The organism is Streptomyces sp. NPDC042336, assembly GCF_055581985.1.
The window spans coordinates 16,769-43,562 of record NZ_JBVJEA010000008.1; the positions used below are offsets into that span (position 1 = coordinate 16,769).

A 26,794-nucleotide genomic window follows, 5' to 3' on the forward strand; every position below is an offset into this window, starting at 1 on the left:
CTGCGGGGGGCCGGGCACCGTTCTTCTCGTGTGCCGGTTCCGGTGCCCCCTTTGGGCGATGCCCCTGACGAACCTCAGCGACGAGCCGTCACAGCAGTCCGCTCAGCGGCAGTACGCGCTCGGCGAGCCGGCCCCGCAGCCGCCCGTCGGCGGTGTCCGCCTCCTCCGCGAGCCAGCCGGCGGCGACCAGCAGCCCGGCGTGCTCGGCGATCTCCTCGGGCCGCAGGCCGCAGAACTGGGCCACCTCGTCCAGCGCCGGACCGGCGTCCTCGCCGACGCCTCCCAGGCATCCGTCGGGACGGCTGTGGGCCGCGGTGTACACCGCGAGGAGCCTGGTGGCAGCCCCCGCCTTCTTCTTCCGCAGCTTCCGGTCGCCCACCACCTTCTGCGCCCACCCCGAGAGCCGCGCCCGGGTGACCTTTCCGAAGAAGAACGGGCGGGGCTGCGTGGGAATCAGCGTGGGCACCGTGATCTGGGCGGGTTCCTCGGGCCGGGACATCAGCGCGTCGTCGGCGGTGACGTCCTCCGGCAGCAGCAGCCAGCCCACGTCGACCAGTTCCCGGAGCACCCGCTCGGCGCCGCCCTGCAACCAGCCGACGAGGTCCTGCCCGGTGACGTTGCCGGTACCGGAGCGCGCGGCCCGCAGGGTGAGCATGAGCACCGCGAGCCGCGCCTCGGCCCCCGGGAGCGGGGAGCCGACCCGGAGGTGCTCCAGCACCGTGCGGGCCTGGATGCCCTGGCCCCGGGTCAGCAACCGCTCGATGCCCGGCCCCTCCCCGTCCAGCGGGACGCCGCGGCGGTTGGCGTTCATCTCGCGGGTGGTCCGCGCGGCCGTCTCGGCCCGCTGCGCCTCCTCGCTCAGGGACGCGTCGCCGGTGACGGCCGCCCATGCGGCGAAGGCACGGGCCTTGCGGTCGTGGAGTTCGGCGAGGACCGCGAGGTCCGGTTCGGGCAGCCGCTGATACGCGCGGAACGCGTCCCCGAGTTCCGTCAGCTCCAGGCGCAGCACCTCGGGCTGGAGATCGTCCGGCACGATCCGCTGCGCGACCTTCGCCCACCGCTCCGCTTTCCGGGCCCGGGCGGGGACACCGCCGGGCCGGGCGGGCGGGACGGAGGCCGGCGCCGCCGACGGCACTCCACTGCCGGGAGCGTCGGAGAACAGCACCGCCCCGCCCCCGGTCAGGGGCCCCCGGCCCGTCTTCACTCTGTCCGTACGCCCCCTGCCCGTGCCGTTGACGAACACTTCGCCCCGGTCACCAGTGCCCGCGTTCACGCGATGCCGCCCTCTCCCTCGCCGAACCTGCGACCTCCCGCCCGCTGCGGGCGCAGCCGTTCGACGCTATGCCGCACCGGCACACGGTTCAGGAAGGACCGGACCGGATCACACGGTCGGGTGACGCTCCTCGTCCGCACCGGCTCGGACAACGGCGGTGTGCCGGCCGTCGAGGGCAACGGCTCCCCTCCTACTGCGGCCCGTACTTCCGTCCCGTCCGGGATGTGATCCCGCCCAGCATGCCCCGGGGGACCAGCTTCGCCGCGCCCATCAGGGTCTTGTAGCGGGGGTCGGGGATGGACACGGACTTGCCGCGCGACAGGTCGGCGAGGGCCGCCGCGACGACCTTGTCCGCGTCGAGCCACATCCAGTTCGGGATGTTGTCCGTGCCCATGCCCGCCCGTTCGTGGAACTCCGTGCGTACGAAGCCCGGGGCCAGGGCCATCAGGCGTACGCCGCTGCCGGCCAGGTCCTTCGCCACGCCCTGGGTGAACTGCACGACCCACGCCTTGGAGGCGCCGTAGGTGCCGCGCGGGACGAAGGCGGCGACCGAGGCCACGTTGACGACACCGCCGCGGCCCCGCTCCCGCATCGCCTCCACGGCCGCCGAGGTCAGCCGGAGCACCGCCTCGCAGTGCACCTTGAGCATGGTCAGCTCGTCGGCCATGGGCACGTCGAGGAAACGGCCCTTGTTGCCGAAACCGGCGTTGTTGACCAGCAGGTCGACGGGGTTCCTGCGGTCCCCCAGCCGGGCGGCCACCGCGTCGATGCCGGCGTCCGTCGACAGGTCCGCCGTGAGCACCTCCGCCTCGATGCCGTGCCGGTCGTGCAGTTCGGTGGCCTGTTCGCGCAGCCGCTTGGTGTCCCGGGCCACCAGCACCAGGTCGTGCCCGTCGGCCGCCAGCCGACGCGCGAACGCGGCGCCGAGGCCCGCCGTCGATCCCGTAATCAATGCCGTTGTCATGGCGCAAGGTTATGGGCCCGGACCGGGCACGTCCGCTTCGCTCGGCCGCCGTACCGCCCCGCTAGCCGCCGTACTGCGCCACGTACTTGCGTGCCGCCGCCAGCGCCTCCGGGTGCAGCGCGTCGCCCGCCGCGAGCAGCCGGGGGAGCAGCTCCCGCTGGGTGGTCACCGCGCGGAACTGCAGGGCCACCGTCACCTCGTGGGCGGGCCGGTGCACGATCCGGACCGGGTCGCCGACGCGGATCTCACCTGGTTCGACGACGCGGAAGTAGGCACCCGGCGCGCCCTTCTCCGTGAAGCGCTTCACCCAGCGCGGCTCACCCATGTGGCCCTGGAAGGTGCGGCAGGGAATGCGTCCGGACGTCACCTCCAGGAGCAGCTCCGGGCCGACCCGCCAGCGCTCGCCGATCAGGGCACCGGCGAGGTCCAGGCCGGTGGTGGTGAGGTTCTCGCCGAACGAGCCGTTCGGCAGCTCGCGGCCCAGCTCGCGCTCCCAGGCGTCCAGGTCCTCGCGCGCCATCGCGTACACCGCCTGGTCGTCGCCGCCGTGGTGCCGCGTGTCGCAGACGGTGTCGCCGGCCAGGCCGCTCGCCCCGTCGCCCTTCGCCCCGGGCGCGGCGACCCGTACGGGGCCGTCGGCCGGCCGCTTGTCGATGCCGGTGACGCCCTCGGGCTGGTCCGTGTACGGCACCGCCTTCGCGCGTCCCAGGTTGACGGACAGGAGCCTCGTGGCGGGAAGGTGCATGCGAGAACGGTAGGACATGCGCGGTCAAAGCGGTGACGCATTATTCGGCGTCCGGTCAAAGGGTCGCTTATCCTCGGGGGTGTGATCGAGGCTCGTCATCTCCGCGTGCTGCGCGCCGTGGCATCCACCGGTTCCTTCTCCGCCGCGGGGCGCGAGCTGGGCTGCACCCAGCCCGCCGTCAGCCAGCAGATGAAGGCGCTGGAGTCCTCCGTCGGCACTCCGCTGCTGGTGCGCACCGGCCGCGAGATGCGGCTGACCCAGGCCGGAGAGGCGCTGGTGCGGCACGCCGCCGGGATCATCGCCGGGCTCACCGCGGCCGAGGAGGAGGTCGCCGCGATCGCCGGGCTGCGCGCCGGCCGGGTCCGGCTGGTCTCCTTCCCCAGCGGCAGCTCCACCCTCGTACCGACGGCCCTGGCCGCGCTGCGCGCCGCGCACCCCGGCACCCGGGTCTTCCTGGAGGAGGCCGAGCCGCCCGCCTCCGTCGAGCTGCTGCGCGAGGGCGACTGCGACGTGGCGCTCGCCTTCCGCTACGAGGGCGCGGCCGGCGCCGAGGAGTGGGACGACCTCGTCGTGCGGCCGCTGCTGACCGACCGGCTGGTGGCGCTGGTCCCCGAGGAGCACCGGCTCGCCCGTACGGAAGGGGTCGGGTCCGTGGCCATCGGGGAGCTGGCCCGGGAGTCGTGGATCGCGGGCTGCCCGCGCTGCCGCGGACAGCTGGTCGAGGTGTGCGAGGGGGCCGGTTTCACCCCCCGCATCGACTTCGCGACCGATGACTACCCGGCGGTGGTCGGCCTGGTCGGCGCGGGCCTCGGCGTGGCCGTCCTGCCCCAGCTCGCCGTCGAGTCCGTACGGCCCCGGGGAGTGCGGACGGTCGCGCTGGAGCCGGCCGTGCGGCGGGAGATCGTCGCGCTCACACTGCCCGACCTGGCGCAGGTGCCGGCCGTGGCGGCGACGCTGGACGAGCTGGCCCGGGCCGGCGCTCGCCAGTCGGCGGCGCGCTGACCGCGGCGCGCTGACCGCGTCGGGGGGTGCGGCCGGGGGTCCTTGAGGGCCGTTCGTCGCGTTCTTCCAGAGAAACGTTCCTTCAGTCAGTGAGGCGCGGCCGCCTCCCCGCCGGCCGACGACGACGCCGTCGCCGCGACCAGGCGGTTGCGGGCCCGCCCCATGAGCTCCTCGCGCTCGTCCTCGGTCAGTCCGCCCCACACGCCGTACGGCTCGCGCACCGCCAGCGCGTGCGCCGCGCACTCGGCCCGGACCGGGCACCTCATGCAGACCTCCTTGGCCGAGTTCTCGCGAGCACTCCGTGCCGCACCGCGTTCGCCTTCCGGATGGAAGAAGAGCGAGCTGTCCACCCCACGGCACGCGGCCAGGAGCTGCCAGTCCCACAGGTCCGCGTTCGGTCCGGGAAGGCGGGAGAAATCTGCCATTGCGTGACCCCTTGTAGCCGTTCTGGGTGGATACGGTGTCCACGACCGTACAACTACGATCTAAGGAGATGAAAATATGACTCATTGCGAATCTAGCCGCAGACACCAGCGAAGTGGAAGAAAAGCGGCTGAATGGGGCACCGCTTGTGATGAAACGGCGCGGGTCCCACGCGCATGTCTGCTGCGTGCCCGCCCCCTCACGTAGAGTGCCGAAGACGACACACAGCCCCGTAACTCTTTCGAGTGACCATCGTTGAGAGTGCGGAGGCGGTTGAAGGAACAAGTGCTCGGGCGGGCGTCCGGGACGGTCGACCGCACAGGTGACGATTTCGTACCAGCCTGGAGGCTCAACGTGACGCGCATCAGCTGCGGAGGACGGCCATGACTTCCGTCCTCGTCTGCGACGACTCCCCGCTTGCCCGAGAGGCGCTCCGCCGCGCGGTCGCGACCGTGCCCGGCGTCGAGCGCGTGACGACGGCCGCCAACGGCGAGGAAGTCCTCCGCCGCTGGGGTGCCGACCGCTCGGACCTGATTCTGATGGACGTGCGCATGCCCGGTCTGGGCGGCGTCGAGACGGTCCGGCGGCTGCTGTCCGCCGACCCCGGCGCGCGCATCATCATGCTCACCGTCGCCGAGGACCTGGACGGCGTGGCCCTCGCGGTCGCCGCCGGTGCCCGTGGCTATCTGCACAAGGACGCCTCGCGCGCCGAACTGCGCGCCACCGTGACCCAGGCCCTCGCCGACCCGACCTGGCGGCTCGCCCCGCGCCGGCTGCGCTCGGCCGAGATGGGCGCCGCGCCCACGCTCACCGCGCGCGAGATCCAGGTGCTGGAAGGCATGAGCCACGGCCGTTCCAACGCGGAGATCGGCCGGGAGCTGTTCCTGTCCGAGGACACCGTCAAGACCCACGCCCGTCGGCTCTTCAAGAAGCTCGGCGCCTCGGACCGGGCGCACGCGGTGGCGCTCGGCTTCCGGTGGGGCCTGGTCCGCTAGGAGCACCCCGTGCGGTGGAGGCCGGTCAGGCCCGTCGGGGATGTGACGATCCCCGCTTATCGCGAGGTGAGCGGGGGTGACAAGGCGACCCGCCGGATGCCCGCTGCTCGTTTCGCCGCGGATGACGCATCCTTGAGGTGTGGAGTTCCTCGGGGACGAGTCGGTCGAGCGGAAGGGGAGGGCGCAGGGGATGAGTTCCGGCGCACCTGCTCATAACGCTTCGGTGCACAACAACGGGCACGGAGCCACGGATCGGACGGCCGCAAGGCACCATGGACCGATGCGTGACGACGAGGCGGCCCCTGACCAAGGGACGGTCGGTGGGCTCGTCCACCGCGCCGTGGACGGGGACGAGCAGGCCACGCACGACCTGCTCGCCCATGTCCACCCCTTGGCGCTGCGCTACTGCCGGACGCGACTGTCCCGGCTGCCCGGCGACGCCCGGCACTTCGTCGAGGACCTCGCCCAGGAGGTCTGCGTCGCGGTCCTGCTCGCGCTGCCCCGTTACAAGGACACCGGGCGCCCCTTCGAGGCGTTCGTCTTCGCCATCGCCGCCCACAAGGTCGCCGACCTCCAGCGTGCCGCGATGCGCCACCCCGGCTCGACGGCCGTCCCGTCCGACGAGATGCCCGAGCGGCCGGACGACTCGCTGGGCCCCGAGGAGCGGGCGCTGCTCAACAGCGACGCCGCCTGGGCCAAGAAACTGCTGGCCAACCTGCCGGAGAACCAGCGCGAGCTGCTCCTGCTGCGCATCGCGGTCGGACTCACGGCCGAGGAGACCGGGCAGATGTTGGGAATGTCACCGGGCGCGGTCCGGGTCGCCCAGCACCGGGCGCTGAGCCGCCTGCGGGCCCTGGCGGAGCAGTAGTCCGGGCGGTTCGCGCGATCGTCCGCGCGGCGGTCCGCCTCGTACAAAAGCACGAAGGTCGCATGCTTCCTTGATCGTGGAATGAGCCACGTCCACTTCCCGTTAGCATGGACATCCGCACCGATCAAGGCCATTTGGGGAAGGTGTCATGACTGCCAACGTCGACGGAGTGCCCGAGAAATTCGCGACACTCGGGCTGACCTACGACGACGTGCTGCTGCTGCCGGGCGCCTCCGCGGTGCTTCCGAACGCGGTCGACACCTCGTCCCGCATCTCCCGCAACGTGCGGGTCAACATCCCGCTGCTCTCCGCGGCCATGGACAAGGTGACCGAGTCCCGGATGGCCATCTCCATGGCCCGCCAGGGCGGCGTCGGCGTGTTGCACCGCAACCTGTCCATCGAGGACCAGGCCAACCAGGTCGACCTGGTGAAGCGCTCCGAGTCGGGCATGGTGGCCAACCCCATCACCATCCACCCGGACGCCACCCTCGGCGAGGCCGACGCCCTGTGCGCCAAGTTCCGCATCAGCGGCGTCCCGGTCACCGACGCCGCGGGCAAGCTGCTCGGCATCGTCACCAACCGCGACATGGCCTTCGAGACCGATCGCACCCGGCAGGTGCGCGAGGTCATGACGCCGATGCCCCTGGTCACCGGCCAGGTCGGCATCTCCGGCGTGGACGCGATGGAGCTGCTGCGCCGCCACAAGATCGAGAAGCTGCCGCTGGTCGACGGCGACGGCGTCCTCAAGGGTCTGATCACGGTCAAGGACTTCGTCAAGGCCGAGCAGTACCCGCACGCCGCCAAGGACGCGAAGGGCCGGCTGCTCGTCGGAGCCGCCGTGGGCGCCAGCCCCGAGGCGCTCGACCGCGCCCAGGCCCTCGCCGAGGCCGGGGTGGACTTCCTCGTCGTCGACACCTCGCACGGCCACAACAGCAACGCGCTGAGCTGGATGTCGAAGATCAAGTCGAGCGTCGGCATCGACGTCGTCGGCGGCAACGTCGCCACCCGTGACGGCGCCCAGGCCCTGATCGACGCCGGCGTCGACGGCATCAAGGTCGGCGTCGGCCCCGGCTCCATCTGCACCACCCGCGTCGTCGCCGGCATCGGCGTCCCGCAGGTCACCGCGATCTACGAGGCCTCCCTCGCCGCCCGCGCCGCCGGGGTGCCCCTGATCGGCGACGGCGGCCTGCAGTACTCCGGCGACATCGGCAAGGCGCTCGCCGCCGGCGCCGACACCGTGATGCTGGGCAGCCTGCTGGCGGGCTGCGAGGAGTCGCCGGGCGAGCTGCAGTTCATCAACGGCAAGCAGTTCAAGTCCTACCGCGGCATGGGCTCGCTGGGCGCCATGCAGTCCCGCGGTCAGGGCCGGTCGTACTCGAAGGACCGGTACTTCCAGGCCGAGGTCGCCTCCGACGACAAGCTCGTGCCCGAGGGCATCGAGGGCCAGGTCCCCTACCGCGGCCCGCTGGCCAACGTCCTGCACCAGCTCGTCGGCGGTCTGCGTCAGACCATGGGCTACGTGGGCGCCGCCACCATCGAGGAGATGGAGTCCAAGGGCCGGTTCGTCCGGATCACCTCCGCGGGCCTCAAGGAGAGCCACCCGCACGACATCCAGATGACGGTCGAGGCGCCGAACTACAGCCGCAGCAAGTAAGCACCCAGGCAGCAGCCTCCCGAGGGCGGCTCCGGACCATCCGGGGCCGCCCTCTGCGGTGCCCCGGCGAGCCCGTCGGGGATACTGGAAGGCGCTGCAACGCATCAGGGAAAGGCCACAGACGTGACTGAGATCGAGATCGGGCGCGGCAAGCGCGGCCGCCGGGCGTACGCCTTCGACGACATCGCCGTCGTCCCCAGCCGCCGTACGCGGGACCCGAAGGAGGTCTCGATCGCCTGGCAGATCGACGCCTACCGCTTCGAGCTGCCGTTCCTGGCCGCTCCCATGGACTCGGTCGTCTCCCCGGCCACCGCCATCCGCATCGGCGAGCTGGGCGGCCTCGGCGTCCTCAACCTGGAAGGCCTCTGGACCCGGCACGAGGACCCGCAGCCGCTGCTCGACGAGATCGCGGAGCTGGACACCGACAACGCGACCCGCCGCCTCCAGGAGATCTACGCGGCTCCCATCAAGGAGGAGCTGATCGGGCAGCGCATCAAGGAGGTGCGCGACTCGGGCGTGGTCACCGCCGCCGCGCTCTCCCCGCAGCGCACCGCCCAGTTCTCCAAGGCCGTCGTGGACGCGGGCGTCGACATCTTCGTCATCCGCGGTACGACGGTCTCCGCGGAGCACGTCTCCGGCTCGCACGAGCCGCTGAACCTGAAGCAGTTCATCTACGAGCTCGACGTCCCGGTGATCGTCGGCGGCTGCGCCACCTACACCGCCGCCCTGCACCTGATGCGCACCGGCGCCGCGGGCGTCCTCGTCGGCTTCGGCGGCGGCGCGGCCCACACCACGCGCAACGTGCTCGGCATCCAGGTGCCCATGGCCACCGCGGTCGCGGACGTGGCCGCGGCCCGCCGGGACTACATGGACGAGTCCGGCGGCCGGTACGTGCACGTCATCGCCGACGGCGGTGTCGGCTGGTCCGGCGACCTGCCCAAGGCCATCGCCTGCGGCGCCGACTCCGTGATGATGGGCTCCCCGCTGGCCCGCGCGACCGACGCGCCGGGCAAGGGCAACCACTGGGGCATGGAGGCCGTCAACGAGGAGCTGCCGCGCGGCAAGAAGGTCGACCTCGGCACGGTCGGCACCATCGAGGAGATCCTCACCGGCCCGTCCCGCAACCCCGACGGCTCGATGAACTTCTTCGGCGCCCTGCGCCGCGCCATGGCCACGACCGGCTACAGCGAGCTGAAGGAGTTCCAGCGCGTCGAGGTGACGGTCGCGGACTCGCAGCACCGGCGGTAGTCCCCACGGCATGTGAAGGGGCCGGTCACCTGATGGGTGACCGGCCCCTTTCGCGTGCTCGGGGCTCTTGAGGGGGCGCGTGACGCGGCGCGGGGGCGTGCGGTGGTGTTCGGGGCGAATACGCAGGGGAGGGCTGTGCCGGATCGGTAATGTCCCTGCTCGGCGACCCAGTTCTCTGGGGCGCCCCCTTCCAAGGAACCGTTCCGGACCCCGCTCCTCGGGGCCCGGCCCGAATTCCAGACGGACCGCCTCACCGGGATATGGGCGGCATCGTGGAAGGGGGCGCGCCATGGGCCGTCACCGCAAGCCCACCCGCTGGGACCGGATCCGTCTGCGGATGGTGAAGTTCCGGAGGAGGTGGATCCTGCGGATTCACGGGAAGTGAGCGGCCACCCCTAAGAGAAGTAGGGGTGGACACTCCGTTCACTTCTCTGGAGCCTGCCGCAGGCCCACTGCAGTGGGCTCCACCTGCTCCCCCACCGTACCGGCACAGCCGCCCTCTCACCACCAGCTCCGTGGCACGGTCACCCCCGTGCGCCCCCGCCTCACAACCGGTGCGCCGCCCCCGTCGGTGTGGCGCCCCGCGTGTCCAGGAGGAGCTGCGCCTTGACCGACAGGCCCTGGAGGTCGTACGTGCGGTGCTGCTGGAGGAGGATCGTGAGGTCGGCGTCGGCGGCGGCCTCGTAGAGGGAGTCGGCGCGCGGGACGGGGCGGTCGGCGACGTTCCAGGACGGGATGTGCGGGTCGTGGTAGCTCACGGCGGCGCCCATGGACATCAGGCGGGTCGCGATCTCCTCGGCCGGGGTGGCCTGCTGGTCGGCGAGGTCGGCCTTGTAGGTGACGCCGAGGAGGAGGACGCGGGCGCCGCGCGCGGACTTGCCGTGCTCGTTGAGGAGGGCGGCGGCGCGCTGGACGACGTAGCGGGGCATCTGGGCGTTGACCTGCTGGGCCAGCTCCACCATGCGCAGGCTGTGCGGGGCCCGGCCGGTGAGGTCCTGGGCGACGGAGTGGCCGCCGACGCCGGGCCCCGGGCGGAAGGCCTGGAAGCCGAAGGGCTTGGTCTCGGCGCAGCGCAGGACGTCCCACAGGTCGACGCCGAGGTCGTCGCAGAGCACGGCCATCTCGTTGACCAGGGCGATGTTCACGTGCCGGAAGTTGGTCTCCAGGAGCTGGACCGTCTCCGCCTCCCGCGGCCCGCGCGCGCGGACCACCTTGTCGGTGAGGCGGCTGTAGAAGGCGGCGGCCGACTCGGTGCAGGCGGGGGTGAGGCCGCCGATGACCTTCGGGGTGTTGGCCGGGGTGAAGTCGCGGTTGCCGGGGTCCACCCGGCTGGGGGAGTAGGCGAGGTGGAAGTCGCGGCCGGCGCGCAGCCCGGAGCCCTGCTCCAGGAGCGGGCGCAGGAACTCCTCCGTCGTCCCGGGCCGCACCGGCGACTCCAGGATGACCGTGGTGTGCGGGCGCATGTGGGCGGCCAGCGTGCGGGCCGCGGCCTCCACCTGGCCGAGGTCCAGGCCGCCGTCGGGGGAGGGCGGGGTCGGCGCGCAGATCACGGCGGTGCGGACGCGGCCCAGCTCGGCCGGTCCGGTCGGGGTGCGGAAGCCCGTGGCGAGCATCCGGCGCACCTCGGCCGGGGTGAGCGGGCCGGCCTCGGGGCCGGTGCGGTAGCCGAGGGTGGGGATGCCGGCGGCGACGGCGGCCTGGGCCAGGGGCAGGCCGTACGGGCCGAGTCCGATGACGGCGAGATCTGCGGGCATGGCGTGGGCCGTCCTTCCCAGTAGCCGAAGCGGGACAGGTGCGCAAGCCCGGTGGACAGGACGGGCGAGCACAACGTCAGACTAGGAGTAAATATGACCGATTTGCGGTATTGATCTGCGGAGTTTCGGCGAGTGTCGAGGGGCCGGGGCGGGCCGGTGTGGGCTCACGGCGAAGTTGTCCACAGGTTGGGGCCCGCGGCTGCCGAAGTCGGGCAGGCCGGTCAGAATCCGGGCATGGTGGGTACCAGGAACCTGGCTCGCCCGACGGGTGCGGCCGGCGCGACCGACAGCGGGAGGCAGCAGTGAGGACAGCGACCCTTGGGCCGGCGCAGCGCGCCGAGTCACTCGCGGCCATGGCCGAGCGCGAGCTCGACGTACTGGTGGTGGGCGCCGGCGTGGTAGGTGCGGGCACCGCGCTCGACGCCGTGACGCGCGGCCTGTCCGTCGGCCTGGTCGAGGCCCGGGACTGGGCCTCGGGCACCTCCAGCAGGTCCAGCAAGCTGATCCACGGCGGCCTGCGCTATCTGGAGATGCTCGACTTCGTGCTCGTGCGGGAGGCGCTGAAGGAGCGCGGGCTGCTGCTCGAACGGCTCGCGCCGCACCTGGTGAAGCCGGTGCCCTTCCTGTACCCGCTCCAGCACAAGGGGTGGGAGCGGCTGTACGCGGGCTCCGGCGTCGCGCTCTACGACGCGATGTCCATGGCCCGCGGCCACGGCAGGGGCCTGCCGCTGCACCGGCACCTGAGCCGCCGTCACGCCCTGCGCGTGGCGCCCGCCCTGAAGAAGGACGCGCTCGTCGGCGCGCTGCAGTACTACGACGCGCAGATGGACGACGCCCGCTTCGTGGCCACGCTGGTGCGCACCGCGGCGGCGTACGGCGCCAAGGTCGCCAACCGCGCCCGGGTCACCTCCTTCCTGCGCGAGGGCGAACGGGTGGTCGGCGCGCGGGTGCGGGACGTCGAGGCGGGCGGCGAGTACGAGGTCCGCGCCAAGCAGGTGGTGAACGCGACCGGGGTGTGGACCGACGACACCCAGGCGATGGTGGGCGAGCGCGGTCAGTTCCACGTCCGGGCCTCCAAGGGCATCCACCTGGTCGTGCCCAAGGACCGCATCCACTCCAGCACCGGGCTGATCCTGCGCACCGAGAAGTCCGTGCTGTTCGTCATCCCCTGGGGCCGGCACTGGATCATCGGCACCACGGACACCGACTGGGACCTGGACAAGGCCCACCCGGCCGCCTCCAGCGCCGACATCGACTACCTGCTGGAACACGTCAACTCGGTGCTGTCGGTGCCGCTCACGCGCGACGACGTCGAGGGGGTGTACGCCGGTCTGCGCCCGCTGCTGGCCGGTGAGTCGGACGCCACCAGCAAGCTGTCGCGCGAGCACACCGTCGCCCACCCGGTGCCCGGCCTGGTCGTCGTGGCGGGCGGCAAGTACACGACGTACCGGGTGATGGCCAAGGACGCCGTGGACGAGGCGGTGCACGGGCTCGACCTGCGGGTCGCCGACTGCGTCACCGAGGAGACCCCGCTGCTCGGCGCCGAGGGCTACCACGCGCTGTGGAACGCGCGGGCCCGGATCGCCGCGCGCACCGGACTGCACGTCGTGCGCGTCGAACACCTGCTGAACAGGTACGGCGCGCTGACGGAGGAACTGCTCGAACTCGTCGCCGCCGACCCCTCCCTGGGCGAGCCGCTCACCGGCGCCGACGACTACCTGCGCGCCGAAGTCGTCTACGCCGCCTCGCACGAGGGCGCGCGGCACCTGGACGACGTACTCACCCGGCGCACCCGCATCTCCATCGAGACCTTCGACCGGGGGACGCGCTGCGCCCGCGAGGCGGCCGAGCTGATGGCGCCTGTCCTCGGCTGGGACAAGGGCCAGGTCGAGCGGGAGATCCAGCACTACGAGAAGCGGGTCGAGGCCGAGCGGGAGTCCCAGCGCCAGCCGGACGACCTGACGGCCGACGCGGCCCGGCTGGGGGCGCCGGACATCGTGGCGCGGTAAGGAGGGCGGGAAGGGAACCCTCCGGGCACCCTGGGCGTAGAGCACTTGTCGGGTGAGGGACAATGAAGGCTCTGTCAGGGCGGGTTGCATGAGGGGACGCATGTCGGAGGCGGAGCGGGCGGGGACATCCCGTACGGACAAGAGCGCACGTCTCCTCGCCGGGCGGTACCGGCTGGGAGACGTGCTCGGCCGCGGCGGCATGGGGACGGTGTGGCGCGCCGAGGACGAGACCCTCGGACGCACGGTCGCCGTCAAGGAGCTGCGGTTCCCGGGGAACATCGACGAGGAGGAGAAGCGGCGCCTGATCACGCGCACGCTGCGCGAGGCCAAGGCCATCGCGCGGATCCGCAACAACAGTGCCGTCACGGTCTACGACGTGGTCGAGGAGGACGACCGGCCGTGGATCGTGATGGAACTCGTCGAGGGCAAGTCGCTCGCCGAGGCCATCCGTGAGGACGGACTGCTGGAGCCCAGGCGCGCCGCCGAGGTCGGCCTCGCCGTCCTGGACGTGCTGCGCTCCGCGCACCGCGAGGGCATCCTGCACCGCGACGTGAAGCCGTCGAACGTGCTGATCGCCGAGGACGGCCGGGTCGTGCTCACCGACTTCGGCATCGCCCAGGTCGAGGGCGACCCCTCCATCACCTCCACCGGCATGCTCGTCGGCGCCCCTTCCTACATCTCCCCCGAGCGCGCCCGCGGCCACAAGCCCGGCCCGGCCGCCGACCTGTGGTCGCTGGGCGGCCTGCTGTACGCCGCCGTCGAGGGCACCCCGCCCTACGACCGGGGCTCGGCGATCGCGACGCTCACCGCGGTGATGACGGAGAACCTGGAGGAGCCGAAGAACGCGGGCCCGCTCCGGGACGTCATCTACGGGCTGCTCACCAAGGACCCCGACCAGCGGCTCGACGACGCGGGCGCCCGCGCGATGCTCAACAAGGTCATCCACGCGCCGGAGCGGGGCGGCGCGAGTGAACCGGTCGACGCCACCAAGGTGGTGCCGCTGCCTCCGCAGCCGGACGGGCGCAGGCGCCGCGGCGGTGCCCAGGGATCCGGGGGCAGGCTGGGCGAGGAGGCCGGGGAGAAGCTTCGCGGAGCGCTGCGTTCCGTGCGCAAGGCGGCCGTCGGGGCCGGTGCGGCCGGAGCCGCCGCCGCCTCGCGGACCAAGCCGGGCGCCGACGGCCGGACGGGGGCGGGCGCGGCGGGCACGACCGCCGCCCACGGGTCCGCCGGTACGGCCCCCGCTCCGCCGGCGCAGAGGGCGGGATCGGCCGCGGGACCGGGCACGGGTACGCACCCCGGTGCGGCGGGCCGTGGCGCCGCCGGGGCGGTCGGCTCCGGTGCCGGTTCCGGTGCGGCGAACGCGGCCGGTGGCGCGCGGAGTTCCGGCTGGCCCGTGGTGCCGCCGCCGGACCTGCCCGCCCGGCCGGTGCCCCGGGCCCCGCTCACCGACGTGGTGCCGCGCCGGACGCTGATCATCATCGCGGTGGTCGTGGCGCTGGCCGTGCTCGGCACGGTGCTCGCGCTCACGCTCGGCGGCGACGACGACAAGGGCGCAGAGGGCGGCAGCGGCGGCGAGGCCGTGGCCTCCGCCGGTCCGAGCGGCGACACCAAGCGGGACGAGGAGGGCGGTACCGGTACCGACGGTTCCGCCTCCGACCCGGCGACGAGCGGGGAGGCGACCGGTGCCCCGGACGCCGGGGCGAGCGCGTCCGGCGAGGCCGGCGGAGAGTCGGAGGACGCCGGGAAGTCCGACGACGACGAGGACGTGGCCACCACCCACAAGGGTGGCCAGGGCTACCGCATAGGACTGCCCGAGGGCTGGAAGTTCACCACCACCGGCTCCTCGGGCGACCGGTTCACCGGCCCCCGCGGGCAGAAGCTGCTGGTCGCCTGGACCTCCACGCCCAAGGGCGATCCGGTCGCGGACTGGAAGAGCCAGGAGCGGTACATGGTCCGCTCGGACTACCAGAAGATCCGCATAGAGAAGGTGGGCTACCGGGGCTGGAACACGGCCGACTGGGAGTTCACCTACACCGACGGCGGCACCAAGTACCGCACCGTGGACCGGGGATTCGTCGTCAACGACCACCAGGGCTACGCGCTCATGTACACCGCGAAGGCCGCCGACTGGGGCGACGATCTGCGCCGGGACACCTGGCGGACCCTGTCGAAGACCTTCGAACCCAAGCCCTGAGCGGAGGAGGGCCGGGGCCCGGGGCGCCGGCCCCCGGGTTTGAGCCGCTCGATATCTGGCATCAGCTCATTGCGGGTTGCCTCCGGCACGTATCGTGAGTGGTTGCGGACCGTACGCAGCCGGAACGGCCCGCCGGGCGAACGGAATTGACCGACGGCTGCCGGGGGTGGCGACGTGGACGACTACGCGGGACGGGTGCTCGCCGACCGCTACCGCCTGCCCCTGCCGCCGTCCGACGAGTACGAACTCACCGAGACCCGGGCCTTCGACACCTACAGCGGTCAGGAAGTGCTGGTCCGTCAGGTCCCGTTGCCGGAGGTCGTCGAGGCCGAGGTGCTCGACGCGGACGGTCTGCCCGAGGGCTTCACCGCCCGGGACGGCGGCGCGCGGCACCCCGGCAGGCGGACATCCGCCGGGGGCGGCGGCCCCAGGCGGCCAGCCGATCCGGTGGTGCGGCGGGCGGTCGAGGCCGCGCAGGCCGCGGCGGCGGTGCCCGACCATCCGCGCCTGGACCAGGTCTTCGACGTCTTCGCCGAGGGCGGTTCGCTGTGGATCGTCAGCGAGCTGGTCGCCGCGAGGCCGCTGGCCGCGCTGCTCGCCGAACAGACCCTGACGCCGTACCGGGCGGCCGAGGTTGCCTCCGACGTCCTTCTGGCGCTGCGGGTGCTGCACTCGTACGGCTGGGTGCACCGCAACATCACCGCGCGCACCGTGCTCGTCTGCGACGACGGGCGGGTCATGCTGACCGGCCTGGCGGTCGGGGCGGCGGAGGAGGCGCTGTGCGGGTACGACCCGGTGCCCCCGCCGCCCGACGAGGAGCCGGGCCCCGCCGTCGACCCGAACGGAACCTTCGGTCCCGGCGACGCCCCCCGGACCGGCGTCTTCGGCCCCGGTGACGCCGACCCCGAGGCCGCCCGGCGGGCCGCCATCGAGGCGCGCGGTGTCGGCGGGCTCCCGGTGCCCGGGGGCCCGGCGCCGGGCGGAGGCCCCGCCGGGCTCGCGCCCGCGTCGCTCGACGCCGCCGGGGACGCCCGTGCCGCCCGCGCCGGTGCGATCGCCGCCTACCGCGCGGGAACCAGGGCCGCCGCCCGCGTCCAGGCGGCCCAGAACGGCCGCGCGGCCCTGCCGGGCGCCCGCCCCGCCCCTGACGACACCTCACGGGCCGGTGACCCCGGCACGGTGAGCGCGCACCCGGGCCCGGCCACCGGTCCTGGCTCCCCGTACGACGAGGGCGACGCCCCGGGGCGGGGTCCGCGCCCCGGCGTGGACGCGTACCACCCCGACCCCGATCCCGATGCCGCGTCCGGTGGCCCGTGGAGCGACGAGGGTCGCGGTGACCCCGCCGCGTCGCCGGGACAGATCGCCGACCCCTACGGCGTACGCACCACCTCCTGGCACGGCGCCACGCCCCGTACCCCCGGCGACCCGGCGTTTCCCGCCCCCCGCCCGGCCGGTGAACCGGCGGCCGGCTCCGGACCGGCGTCCGGTCGGGATCTGCCCGCCGCGCCGCAGGAGGGGCCCGAGAGGTCCGCAGCCGCATGGCGCCAGGCAGGGCCCAGGACCGCGGCCGGAGCATGGGAGACCGCCCCCGGGACCGCCTCCGGGTCATGGCAGGCGGGCCCTGGCGCAGCGGAGCGGCCGGGCGAGACCGGCCCCCGGGGTGCAGGGGCGGCCGATCCGTCGGCCGGGGGCGGGAGCACGCCCGCCGGCCGCTGGGACGCCCCGGCCGCCGGTGCGCCCGTGCCGCGCGGTCCGGCCAGCGCGCTCGACGCCGAGCGGGCCCGGCAGACGCGGATGGCCGTGGTCGGACCCGTGACCGAGCGCTGGGCGCCCGAGCAGGCCGGCCCGGTGCACGAGAACTGGCAGCTGGCCGCCCCCATCGGCCCCGCCACCGACCTGTGGGCGCTGGGCGCGCTGCTCTTCCGCGCCGTACAGGGGCACGCGCCCTACCCGGAGGAGTCGACCGCCGAGCTGGTGCAGATCGTGTGCGCGGAGCCGCCCGCGTTCGCCGAGGAGTGCGGCCCGCTGCGGCCGGTCGTGGAGTCGCTGCTGCGTCAGGACCCCACCGAGCGCATCGAGTTCGAGGAACTGAGCGGCTGGCTGCGTTCCCTCGTACGGTCCGCCCCCGAGCCGGAGGCCGGCCTGCACGTCATCTCGGCGCCCCCCGTCGAGACCGGCCGGCTGCCGATCGTGCGCCGTCGCGGCGAGCTGGTCCGCAGGCGGCGTGCCGGGCTGCCCGCGCACCACGGACGGCACAAGCGGGGCAGGCCGGAGACCGACCGTTCCCCGCGCAGCCTCGGCCGGACCCTGCTGCTGCTGATACTGCTGGCGATGGCGGGCGCGGTCGCGTACGCCATGTTCTTCATGCCGAAGAGCGACACCAACGGCACCGGCACCACCGACCGGACCGGCGCCGCCGGCGAGGCGAGCCAGGCACCGCCCGCGAAGTCACCGGACGTCAGCAGCGAGCCGCGGCCGGACCAGACCTCCCCGAAGCCCGACCCCGGCGCCTCGCAGACGGCGGGCGGCTCCACCGAGACCCAGTCCAACGTCGCCGACGGGTTCACCCTGCGCAAGGACCCGGAGGGCTTCCGCGTCGCCGTCGCCGACGGCTGGAACCGCACGCCTCGCAACGGCAGCGGCCAGGTCGTCTACGGCAAGGGCGACTTCGAGCTGATCGTCGTGCCGGGCCGCGACCGCACCTCGGAGTTCGGCGACGACCCGATGACCTACCAGCGCGACAGCGAGCCCGAGTTGGCCTCGTACCGCGCTTCGAGCTGGGCGACCTCCAGCGGCCTGAAGACCATCGAGGTCGGCGGACGGACCATGGCGGAGGGGCAGTTCACCTGGACCGGTGCCGACGGCGGTGAGCTGTACGTGCGCAACGTCGCCGTCCTGATCGACGGGCGCTACCACGTGGTGCAGGTCCGCGGTCCTGAGGCGGAGCGTGACGAGGTGACCAGGCTGTTCGAACAGGCCTCGGCGACGTACCAGTACACGCGCTGACGGCAGTTCGGTCCGATGGTTGCCTCCCGTCACGGAAAGCGACAACCGTCACAGAGCGGTTTCCGTACCACCCCGCCCGTTCCCCGGACGGGGGCCGGTCCCTAGTCTGACCCTGACAAGACCATTGCGGGGCAACGTGAATCAGATGCAGGGCCAGCTCGTCGCGGGACGCTACCGGCTCGGGGAAGCCATCGGCAGCGGCGGCATGGGCCGGGTGTGGCGCGCACACGACGAGGTGCTGCACCGGACCGTCGCCATCAAGGAGTTGACCGCCGCGCTCTACGTATCCGAGAGCGACCAGGCCATACTCCTGGCACGCACCCGGGGCGAGGCGCGCGCGGCGGCGCGGATCAACCACTCGGCCGTCGTCACCGTGCACGACGTACTCGAACACGACGGCCGGCCGTGGATCGTCATGGAGTTGGTGGAAGGCCGCTCACTGGCCGACGCCGTCAAGGACGAGGAGCGGGTCGACCCGCGGGAGGCGGCCCGGATCGGCCTGTGGGTGCTGCGTGCCCTGCGCGCCGCGCACACCGCCGGAGTCCTGCACCGCGACGTCAAACCGGGCAACGTACTGCTCGCCGACGACGGCCGGGTGCTGCTCACCGACTTCGGCATCGCGCAGATCGAGGGCGACTCCACCATCACCCGCACCGGAGAGGTCGTCGGCTCCGTCGACTACCTCGCGCCCGAACGCGTCCGCGGCCACGACCCCGGCCCCTCCTCCGACCTGTGGGCGCTGGGCGCGACGCTGTACACGGCGGTGGAGGGCAGGTCGCCGTTCCGCCGCACCTCCCCGCTCACCACCATGCAGGCGGTCGTCGAGGAGGAGGCCACCGAGCCCCGGTACGCCGGTGCGCTCGCGCCGGTCATCAGCGCCCTGCTGCGCAAGGACCCGGCCGAGCGGCCCGACGCGACCGAGGCCGAGCACCTGCTCGCCCAGGCGGCCGAGGGCCGGCGCCCGGACGCGGCCCAGGCGTACGTGCCGACCACCCGGTACGCGGGGCCCCCGCCGCGGGCGGGCGACACGGCTCACCAGGGGATGCCGGGGACGCCTGGGATGCCCGGGGTGCCCGGGGGGCCCGGGTCCTCCACGACACCCGGGATGCCGGGCGCACCGGGGCCGGCCGGCGGGACCGCCGCCACGCCGTACCCGCCGGTGACCGGCCCCACGACGGTCGGCCCCGCGCCGAGCGGGCACACCGCGCCGGGTTACCCGGTGGCGGGCGGCGCCGCTCCCGGACGCGCACGGCGGGTCCGGATGCGCACGCTCGCCCTGGTCGTCGCCGTCGCCGCGCTCATCGGCGCGGGCACCGCCGTGGTGCTGCAACAGCGCGACGGGGGCGGCTCGTCGGCGGGCTCCGACCCCACCCCGGGGCCGACCGCCTCCGGCTCCCCCGCCCCCTCCGGCTCCGCCACGACCGGCAAGGGCCCCGGCGGTTCCGTCCCGGCCGACTGGACCCGCCGCGACGACCCGCTGGGTTTCAGCCTCTACCTGCCCGAGAACTGGCAGCGGAAGGACTTCGACGGCGACAGCGGCGAACTGCGGCAGATCGACTACACCCCCGACGGCGGCGAGCACTTCCTCCGCATATCCGTCGACACCGCGCCCGACTACAACGACCCGTACGCCCACCTGCAGGACCTGGACGCGCAACTGCTCCAGCGGCTCGTCGACTACCAGCGCGTCCGCCTGGAACGCGTCGGCTACCGCGACCGCGACAGCGCCCGGTGGGAGTACACCTTCACCGCGCTGGCGAAGGACACCCAGTTCCCCGGCCCGCGCCGCGCCGTGTCGCAGACGTACATGTCCCGCGACGGCGTCGAGTACGCCCTCAACATGTCGGGACCGGCGAGCGACTGGCCGGCCACGCAGCGGTGGTTCAAGGCGGTGCTGCAGAGCTGGCAGGAGAAGACCGGCTGACCCACGCCGTCGGCGCGACGCCGTTCGCACGCCCGTCGGTTGTCGGCCACCCGTGTGACAGCGGCCCGGAGGGGTCGCGTCCGGTGGGGCATGATGGGACGCATGGTGACCGAGGGGGCGGGCGGGCGTGTCATCGCGGGCCGTTACCGGCTCCACGAGCGGCTCGGCCACGGCGGCATGGGCATCGTGTGGCGGGCCACCGACCGGGTGCTCGCCCGCGAAGTGGCGGTGAAGGCGCTCCCGCTCGACGAGACCCTCTCCGCGGCCGAGGCCCGCCGGCGCCGTGAGCGCACCCTGCGCGAGGCGCGCGCGGTCGCGCAGTTGCGGCACCCGCACGTCATCGTGGTGCACGACGTCGTCGAGGACGACGAACGCGCGTACATGGTCATGGAACTGGTCGACGGCGGTTCCCTCGCCGACCGCGTCCTCAGCCGCGGCCCCGTCGACGCCGTCGAGGCCGCCCGCATCGGCATCGCCCTGCTCGACGCCCTGGGCACGGCCCACGCGGCGGGCATCCTGCACCGGGACGTGAAGCCGTCGAACGTGCTGATCGCCGAGGACGGCCGGGTCGTCCTCACCGACTTCGGGGTGGCGCAGGTCGCGGGCGCCACCACGCTCACCGAGAGCGGTTCCTTCGTCGGGTCCCCCGAGTACACCGCACCGGAGCGGATGTCCGGTGCCGGGACCGGGCCGGAGTCCGACCTGTGGTCGCTGGGCGTGCTGCTGTGCGCGGTCCTCAGCGGCGCGTCCCCCTTCCACCGCGACTCGCTGGGCGGCGTCCTGCACGCCGTGGTCACCGAGGAGATCCGCCCGCCCGAGCAGGCCGCACCGCTCCTGCCGGTCGTACGGGGCCTGCTGGAACGCGACCCGCGGCGCCGGCTGGACGCGGCGTCCGCGCAGCGGATGCTGCGCGCCTTCCTCAGCACGGGCCGTACGCCCGCCACACCGGCACAGGCGGCGAGCGGCGAGCCCCTGCGCGCGCGACGGAGCGTGAAGCGGAGCGTGCTCATGGCGGTACTGCTGGTCGTCGCGGCGGCGGGCGCGGGCGTCTCGGCGGCCGCGCTGCTCGCGGACGGCGGCGACGACGGGGGCGGTACGCCGACCAGTTCGGTGCCCGCCACGCCGACGCCCACCTCCGCACCGCCGACGACGGAGCCCGCGTCGCCGACCGCGTCCGGTTCCGGCACCGGTACCTGAAGGGGAGACAAGCGGGAGATAAGCGGCACGCCGCGTCACGGCTCTGTGACCGCCGCGCACCGGCGGTGGAAAGGGGCGCACCCGGCGCGGTATGGATGGACCATGAGCAGCAACGGGGGGCCCCGCAGCGGGGCGGACGAGCCGACCAGTTTTGACCTGCGACCACCGAACCCGGCCGCCGCCGTGCCGCATCCCGGCAATCCGTACGCGGCGCCCACCCAGGTCGTACCGCCGCGGTCGCAGCCCCCGGCGCCCACACCCCCGGCGTCCACACCTCCGGCGACCGCCTCGGCGGCCCCGCCGACCGCGCCCGCTCCCTCGGCCGCCGCGCCGGAGCCGGGCGCCGGGCGGCTGATCGCCGGCCGCTACCGGCTGATCTCCAAGCTCGGGCACGGCGGCATGGGCACGGTGTGGCGGGCCAAGGACGAGACCGTCGACCGCGAGGTCGCCGTCAAGGAGCCCCGCGTCCCCGAGCACCTTCCCGAACGCGAACGGGCCAACGCCTTCGAGCGGATGCGCCGCGAGGCGCGCGCCGCCGCCCGGCTCGACCACCCCGCCGTGGTCGACGTGCACGACGTGGCGGTCGTGGACGAGCAGCCGTGGATCGTGATGGAACTCGTACGCGGGCGCTCCCTCGGCGACGCCCTCCAGGAAGGCACGCTCGGCGCGCGCGAGGCGGCCCGGATCGGCCTGGAGGTGCTCGGCGCGCTGGAGGCGGCGCACGCCGCCGGTGTCCTGCACCGGGACGTGAAGCCGGACAACGTCCTGCTCGGCCGGCACGACCGGGTCGTCCTCACCGACTTCGGCATCGCCCAGATCGAGGGCGAGACCAGCCTGACCGACACCGGCGGCTTCGTCGGCTCGCCCGAGTACATCGCCCCGGAGCGGGTGCTGGGCCAGCACCCCGGCCCGGCGAGCGACCTGTGGTCGCTGGGCGTGGTGCTGTACGCGGCGACGGAGGGCGTCTCGCCGTTCCGCCGCAGCAACACCCCCGCCACGCTCCAATCGGTGCTCAACGCCACGCCCGCGCCGCCCGCCTCCGCACAGGGGCCGCTGGCCGAGGTGATCACGGGCCTGCTGGACAAGGACCCGGTGCGCCGTCCGGACGCCGCCCGGGTCCGCGCCCTGCTGGACGCCGCCGCGAACCCGCCCGCGCCGCCGCCCACCCAGGTGGTCCGTCTCGACGGGCCCGAGCAGCCGGGCGCGGCGCCCGCGTCCCGCTGGAGCGTCCGGCTGGGCCGCAACGCGTGGATCACCCTCGGCGCGGTGGTCGTCGCGGCGGCGGTGGCGTCGTACCTGGTCGTCGCGGAGCCCTTCGAGGGACCCCTCCCGGAGGGCTGGAAGCAGCACAAGCTCGACGGCAAGGTCCGCATGAGTGTCGGGGTGCCCGCCGAGTTCGTGAAGGTGAAGCACCCGGACGACTGGGACGGCACCAACGAGACCTTCGCCGACCCGAGCGGTGCGGTCACCGTCGTCGTGGACCGGGACATCAAGGCCGACGACAAGACCAACGAGATCCCGGATACTGCCGGAGCCAACGCCTGGGCGGACTGGGAGATGCTCAAGGACGGCGAGTACTCCTGGAACTTCGCCGACGATCCCGCGCCCAAGGGCGAGCCGGGCGAGACCGAGTACAAGGGCGAGAAGGCCGCCGAGAACACCATCGCGTACACGACCGCGGACCCGCAGAACCCCCGCGCGCGCGAGTTCCACATCCTGTACTACCGGGCCGACAACGGCGACATGTACAAGGTGTCGGTCGACTACCCGCGCGAGGGCTACTTCGCCGACGAGGGACGATCGATCGCCCGGACGGTGCTCGCCAACTGGGAGGTGGACGGCCTCTGAGGCGGGAAAAGAACGGATCGCCTCCCGGCCCCCCGTACAACGCCCTGATCAGCGGGTTTGTTGCCAGCGATCACTGGCGGCATGTGTGCACTCGGTGAATCACCGTGAATCCCCATTACCGACGGGTACACAAAGCCCGCGCGGCGTCATACCCTGCGGCTCATGACGGACGCGCAGGCCCCGGAACTCACCGGCACGAACCCCCTCGCCCCCACCCCGGAGGGCGCCCGCACGGCTGCCGACGTGGTCACGCCCGAGCTGGTCGCCCAGCTCACCAAGGGCGTGGCCGGCTCCGGCCGCACCGCGAACCACACCCCGTTCACCGGCGAGAAGCTGGCCGACCTGCCCGAGTCGACGCCCGAGGACGTGGCCGGTGCCTTCGAGCGGGCCCGCGCCGCCCAGGCCGTGTGGGCGCAGGTGCCGGTGCGGCAGCGCGCCGCGGTCCTGCTGCGCTTCCACGACCTGGTGCTGGAGCGCCAGGCCGAGGTCCTCGACCTCATCCAGCTGGAGACCGGCAAGGCCCGCCTGCACGCCCACGAGGAGGTCCAGGCCGTCGCCGTCGCCGCCCGGCACTACGGCCGCAAGGCCCCCGCGTACCTGCGCCCCAAGCGGCACACCGGCGCCGTGCCGACCCTGACGAAGGTCACCGAGCTGCGCCACCCGCGCGGCGTCGTCGGCCAGATCGCCCCGTGGAACTACCCGCTGGAGCTGTCCGTCGGCGACGCGCTCCCCGCCTTCGTCGCGGGCAACGCCGTCGTCATGAAGCCCGACACCGAGACCTGCCTGACCGCCCTGTGGGCCCGTGACCTGCTCATCGAGGCCGGTCTGCCCGCCGAGGTCTTCCAGGTCGTCCTCGGCGAGGGACCGGTCGTCGGCCCCGAGGTCGTCAAGCACGCCGACTACGTCTCCTTCACCGGCTCCACCCGCACCGGCCGCGAGGTCGCCCGGGGCGCCGCCGCCCGCCTGGTCGGCGTCTCCCTCGAACTCGGCGGCAAGAACGCCATGCTGGTCCTCGAGGACGCCGACATCGAGAAGGCCGCGGCGGGCGCCGTACGCGCCTGCTTCTCCTCGGCCGGCCAGCTCTGCATCTCCATCGAGCGGCTCTACGTCCACGAGTCCGTCGCCGACGCCTTCCTGGAGCGTTTCGCCGCCCGCACCAGGGCCATGCGGCTCGGCACCTCCCTCTCCTACGGCGCCGACATGGGCTCGCTGGTGGGGGAGCGGCAGCTGGAGACGGTGAAGGCGCACGTCGCGGACGCCGTGGAGCGGGGCGCGAAGCTCGTCACCGGCGGCGTCGCCCGCCCGGACATCGGCCCGTACTTCTACGAGCCGACCATCCTCGACGGCGTCGTGGCCCCCATGACCGTGTGCACCGAGGAGACCTTCGGCCCGGTCGTCTCCGTCTACCGCTTCACGAGCGAGGACGAGGCCGTCGAACAGGCCAACTCCACGCCGTACGGCCTCAACTCCTCGGTGTGGACGAAGGACGCCCGGCGCGGCCACCAGGTCGCCGCGCGGATGCGCACCGGCACCGTCAACATCAACGAGGGGTACGCCCCCGCCTACGGCAGCGCCCAGTCCCCGATGGGCGGCATGAAGGACTCCGGCCTCGGCCGCCGGCACGGCTCCGAGGGCATCCTCAAGTACACCGAGGCCCAGACCGTCGCCCACCAGCGCCTGCTGCCGATGGCGCCCTCGCTGGGCATGGACGACGAGAAGTACGCGGCGTTCATGAGCCGCAGCCTGCGCCTGATGAAGGCATTCCGCTTCCGCTGATCCACCCGACTGGCGCCCACCACCGCCCGTTCTCAACGAGGAGAGCACGTGTCGCAGGAGAACTCTGTCCAGACCCGGGACGAGAACGGGTACGACTACGACGTCCTCGTCGTGGGATCCGGCTTCGGCGGCTCCGTCTCCGCCCTCCGCCTCACCGAGAAGGGCTACCGCGTCGGTGTCCTGGAGGCCGGCCGGCGCTTCACCCGCGAGTCGCTGCCCAGGAACTCCTGGGACCTGAAGAACTACCTGTGGGCGCCGAAGCTCGGCATGTTCGGCATCCAGCGCATCCACCTGCTCGGGAATGTCATGGTCCTGGCAGGAGCCGGGGTCGGCGGCGGCTCCCTCAACTACGCCAACACCCTCTACGTGCCGCCCAAGCCCTTCTTCGACGACCCCCAGTGGCGCGACATCACCGACTGGCACGAGGAACTCGCCCCGTACTACGACCAGGCCAAGCGCATGCTCGGCGTCCGCCTCAACCCGACGACGACCCCCTCCGACATGCACCTGAAGGCGGCAGCCGAGCGGATGGGCTGCGGCGACACCTTCCACATGGCGCCCGTCGGTGTCTTCTTCGGCGACGGCGAGGACGCCGACGGCAAGGCGAAGGCCCGGCCGGGGCAGCAGGTGCCCGACCCGTACTTCGGCGGCGCTGGCCCCGACCGCAGGGCCTGCAACGAGTGCGGCGAGTGCATGACCGGCTGCCGGCACGGCGCGAAGAACACCCTCAACGAGAACTACCTGTACCTCGCCGAGAAGGCCGGCGCGGTCGTCCACCCGATGACGACGGTCGTGTCCGTCACGGAGGACTCGCGCGGCGGCTTCGCGGTCGCCACGCTCCCCACCGACCGCAGGAAGCACGGGAAGAAGAGCGCGGGCCGCACCTTCACCGCCCGCCGCGTCGTCATCGCCGCCGGCACCTACGGCACCCAGACCCTGCTGCACCGCATGAAGGCGGGCGGCCAGCTCCCCTACATATCCGACAAGCTCGGCGAGCTGACCCGCACCAACTCCGAGGCACTGGTCGGCGCCCAGACCGACGACCGGCGCTACCGCAGCGTCACCGGCCAGGCACGGGCCGACTTCACACGCGGCGTCGCCATCACCTCCTCGATCCACCCGGACGCCAACACCCACATCGAGCCGGTGCGTTACGGCAAGGGCTCCAACTCGATGGGCGGCCTGTCGATCCTCCAGGTCCCCTACGCCGGGCGGACCGCCTCGGGCGCGTCGCGCGTCCTGGGCTTCCTGGGCCACGCGGCCAAGCACCCGCTGCTGGTCCTGCGTTCCCTGTCCAACCGCAAGTGGTCCGAGCGGACCATCATCGGCCTGGTCATGCAGTCCGTGGACAACTCCCTGACCACGCACCTGAAACCGAGGGGCGTCGGCAAGGGCCTGCTCACCGCGCGCCAGGGCCACGGCTCGCCCAACCCCAAGCAGATCAAGGCCGCGACCGAGGGCGCCTCCGCACTCGCCGCCGAGATCAACGGCTTCGCCGGCTCCAACGTCGGCGAGCTGATGGGCACCCCGCTCACCGCCCACTTCCTCGGCGGCTGCCCGATCGGCGCCTCCCGCGAGACCGGCGTCATCGACCCGTACCACCGCCTCTACGGCCACCCCGGCATCTCGGTCGTCGACGGCGCCGCCGTCTCGGCCAACCTCGGTGTCAATCCGTCCCTGACCATCACGGCGCAGGCCGAGCGCGCGATGTCGTACTGGCCGAACAAGGGCGAGAGCGACCCGCGCCCCGCGCAGGGCACCGCCTACGAACGCCTGGCGGCCGTCGAGCCCCGGTCGCCTGCCGTTCCGGAGAAGGCCTTCGGCGCGCTGCGGCTGCCGTTCCTGGACCTGCCGACGGTGCCGCCGAAGAAGTGACGGCCCCGGAGAAGTGAAAAGGTGAGCGGGACCCGCACC

The 26,794-nt window shown here is 73.3% G+C and carries 18 protein-coding genes; 13 read left to right on the forward strand and 5 right to left on the reverse strand.

Features of this window, described 5'->3' with window-relative positions; all coding sequences use genetic code 11:
* Positions 1-88: 88 nt before the first annotated feature.
* From ACZ6IM_RS18750 to ACZ6IM_RS18760, 3 genes are all read right to left on the reverse strand, one after another.
* A complete protein-coding gene (locus ACZ6IM_RS18750; protein ID WP_052839819.1) occupies positions 89-1,273 on the reverse strand; it encodes a hypothetical protein in 1,185 nt (394 codons plus the stop codon).
* A gap of 190 nt (positions 1,274-1,463) precedes the next feature.
* On the reverse strand, positions 1,464-2,237 hold the full coding sequence (locus ACZ6IM_RS18755; protein WP_052839818.1) for an SDR family NAD(P)-dependent oxidoreductase: 774 nt from the start codon (positions 2,235-2,237) through the stop codon (positions 1,464-1,466).
* Between the two features lie 61 nt (positions 2,238-2,298).
* Complete coding sequence (locus ACZ6IM_RS18760; protein ID WP_469557625.1) at positions 2,299-3,000, reverse strand: MOSC domain-containing protein; 702 nt, start codon at positions 2,998-3,000, stop codon at positions 2,299-2,301.
* A 63-nt stretch (positions 3,001-3,063) separates the two neighbouring features.
* On the opposite strand from ACZ6IM_RS18760, the gene ACZ6IM_RS18765 reads away from it, so the two are divergent.
* Positions 3,064-3,984, forward strand: coding sequence for a LysR family transcriptional regulator (locus ACZ6IM_RS18765; protein ID WP_469557627.1), 921 nt, complete (start codon positions 3,064-3,066; stop codon positions 3,982-3,984).
* 86 nt (positions 3,985-4,070) lie between these two features.
* On the opposite strand, the gene ACZ6IM_RS18770 is transcribed toward ACZ6IM_RS18765, so the two are convergent.
* The gene (locus ACZ6IM_RS18770) at positions 4,071-4,409 is read right to left on the reverse strand and encodes a WhiB family transcriptional regulator (protein WP_052839815.1); all 339 of its coding nucleotides are present in this window, start codon (positions 4,407-4,409) and stop codon (positions 4,071-4,073) included.
* Positions 4,410-4,790: 381 nt separating this feature from the next.
* On the opposite strand from ACZ6IM_RS18770, the gene ACZ6IM_RS18775 reads away from it, so the two are divergent.
* From ACZ6IM_RS18775 to ACZ6IM_RS18790, 4 genes are all read left to right on the forward strand, one after another.
* On the forward strand, positions 4,791-5,402 hold the full coding sequence (locus tag ACZ6IM_RS18775; RefSeq protein WP_003948568.1) for a response regulator transcription factor: 612 nt from the start codon (positions 4,791-4,793) through the stop codon (positions 5,400-5,402).
* Positions 5,403-5,682: 280 nt separating this feature from the next.
* Complete coding sequence (locus ACZ6IM_RS18780; protein ID WP_019329587.1) at positions 5,683-6,270, forward strand: sigma-70 family RNA polymerase sigma factor; 588 nt, start codon at positions 5,683-5,685, stop codon at positions 6,268-6,270.
* Positions 6,271-6,418: 148 nt separating this feature from the next.
* The gene (gene guaB / locus ACZ6IM_RS18785) at positions 6,419-7,924 is read left to right on the forward strand and encodes an IMP dehydrogenase (protein WP_052839814.1); all 1,506 of its coding nucleotides are present in this window, start codon (positions 6,419-6,421) and stop codon (positions 7,922-7,924) included.
* A 123-nt stretch (positions 7,925-8,047) separates the two neighbouring features.
* Positions 8,048-9,172: a GuaB3 family IMP dehydrogenase-related protein gene (locus ACZ6IM_RS18790; RefSeq protein ID WP_052839813.1), complete on the forward strand. Its 1,125-nt coding sequence runs from the start codon at positions 8,048-8,050 to the stop codon at positions 9,170-9,172.
* Positions 9,173-9,717: 545 nt separating this feature from the next.
* Here the strand turns inward: ACZ6IM_RS18790 and ACZ6IM_RS18795 are convergent.
* Positions 9,718-10,926, reverse strand: a complete 1,209-nt coding sequence (locus ACZ6IM_RS18795; RefSeq protein ID WP_469557630.1) for a nucleotide sugar dehydrogenase — start codon at positions 10,924-10,926, stop codon at positions 9,718-9,720.
* A gap of 302 nt (positions 10,927-11,228) precedes the next feature.
* Here ACZ6IM_RS18795 and ACZ6IM_RS18800 point away from each other — a divergent pair, with 302 nt between their 5' ends.
* The 8 genes from ACZ6IM_RS18800 (at position 11,229) to ACZ6IM_RS18835 (ending at position 26,755) form a co-directional block, all read left to right on the forward strand.
* Complete coding sequence (locus tag ACZ6IM_RS18800; RefSeq protein ID WP_052839811.1) at positions 11,229-12,935, forward strand: glycerol-3-phosphate dehydrogenase/oxidase; 1,707 nt, start codon at positions 11,229-11,231, stop codon at positions 12,933-12,935.
* A gap of 100 nt (positions 12,936-13,035) precedes the next feature.
* Positions 13,036-15,129: a serine/threonine-protein kinase gene (locus ACZ6IM_RS18805; protein WP_469557899.1), complete on the forward strand. Its 2,094-nt coding sequence runs from the start codon at positions 13,036-13,038 to the stop codon at positions 15,127-15,129.
* Positions 15,130-15,303: 174 nt separating this feature from the next.
* Complete coding sequence (locus ACZ6IM_RS18810; protein ID WP_469557632.1) at positions 15,304-18,135, forward strand: protein kinase; 2,832 nt, start codon at positions 15,304-15,306, stop codon at positions 18,133-18,135.
* Positions 18,136-18,280: 145 nt separating this feature from the next.
* A complete protein-coding gene (locus tag ACZ6IM_RS18815; protein ID WP_052839808.1) occupies positions 18,281-20,059 on the forward strand; it encodes a serine/threonine-protein kinase in 1,779 nt (592 codons plus the stop codon).
* Between the two features lie 93 nt (positions 20,060-20,152).
* Complete coding sequence (locus ACZ6IM_RS18820) at positions 20,153-21,256, forward strand: serine/threonine-protein kinase (RefSeq protein WP_052839868.1); 1,104 nt, start codon at positions 20,153-20,155, stop codon at positions 21,254-21,256.
* 102 nt (positions 21,257-21,358) lie between these two features.
* Complete coding sequence (locus tag ACZ6IM_RS18825; RefSeq protein ID WP_469557635.1) at positions 21,359-23,104, forward strand: serine/threonine-protein kinase; 1,746 nt, start codon at positions 21,359-21,361, stop codon at positions 23,102-23,104.
* Positions 23,105-23,266: 162 nt separating this feature from the next.
* Positions 23,267-24,880, forward strand: coding sequence for a succinic semialdehyde dehydrogenase (locus tag ACZ6IM_RS18830; RefSeq protein WP_052839806.1), 1,614 nt, complete (start codon positions 23,267-23,269; stop codon positions 24,878-24,880).
* 48 nt (positions 24,881-24,928) lie between these two features.
* Entirely contained in the window at positions 24,929-26,755 is a 1,827-nt protein-coding gene (locus ACZ6IM_RS18835; protein WP_469557637.1) for a GMC oxidoreductase, read from the forward strand.
* Positions 26,756-26,794 lie beyond the last annotated feature (39 nt).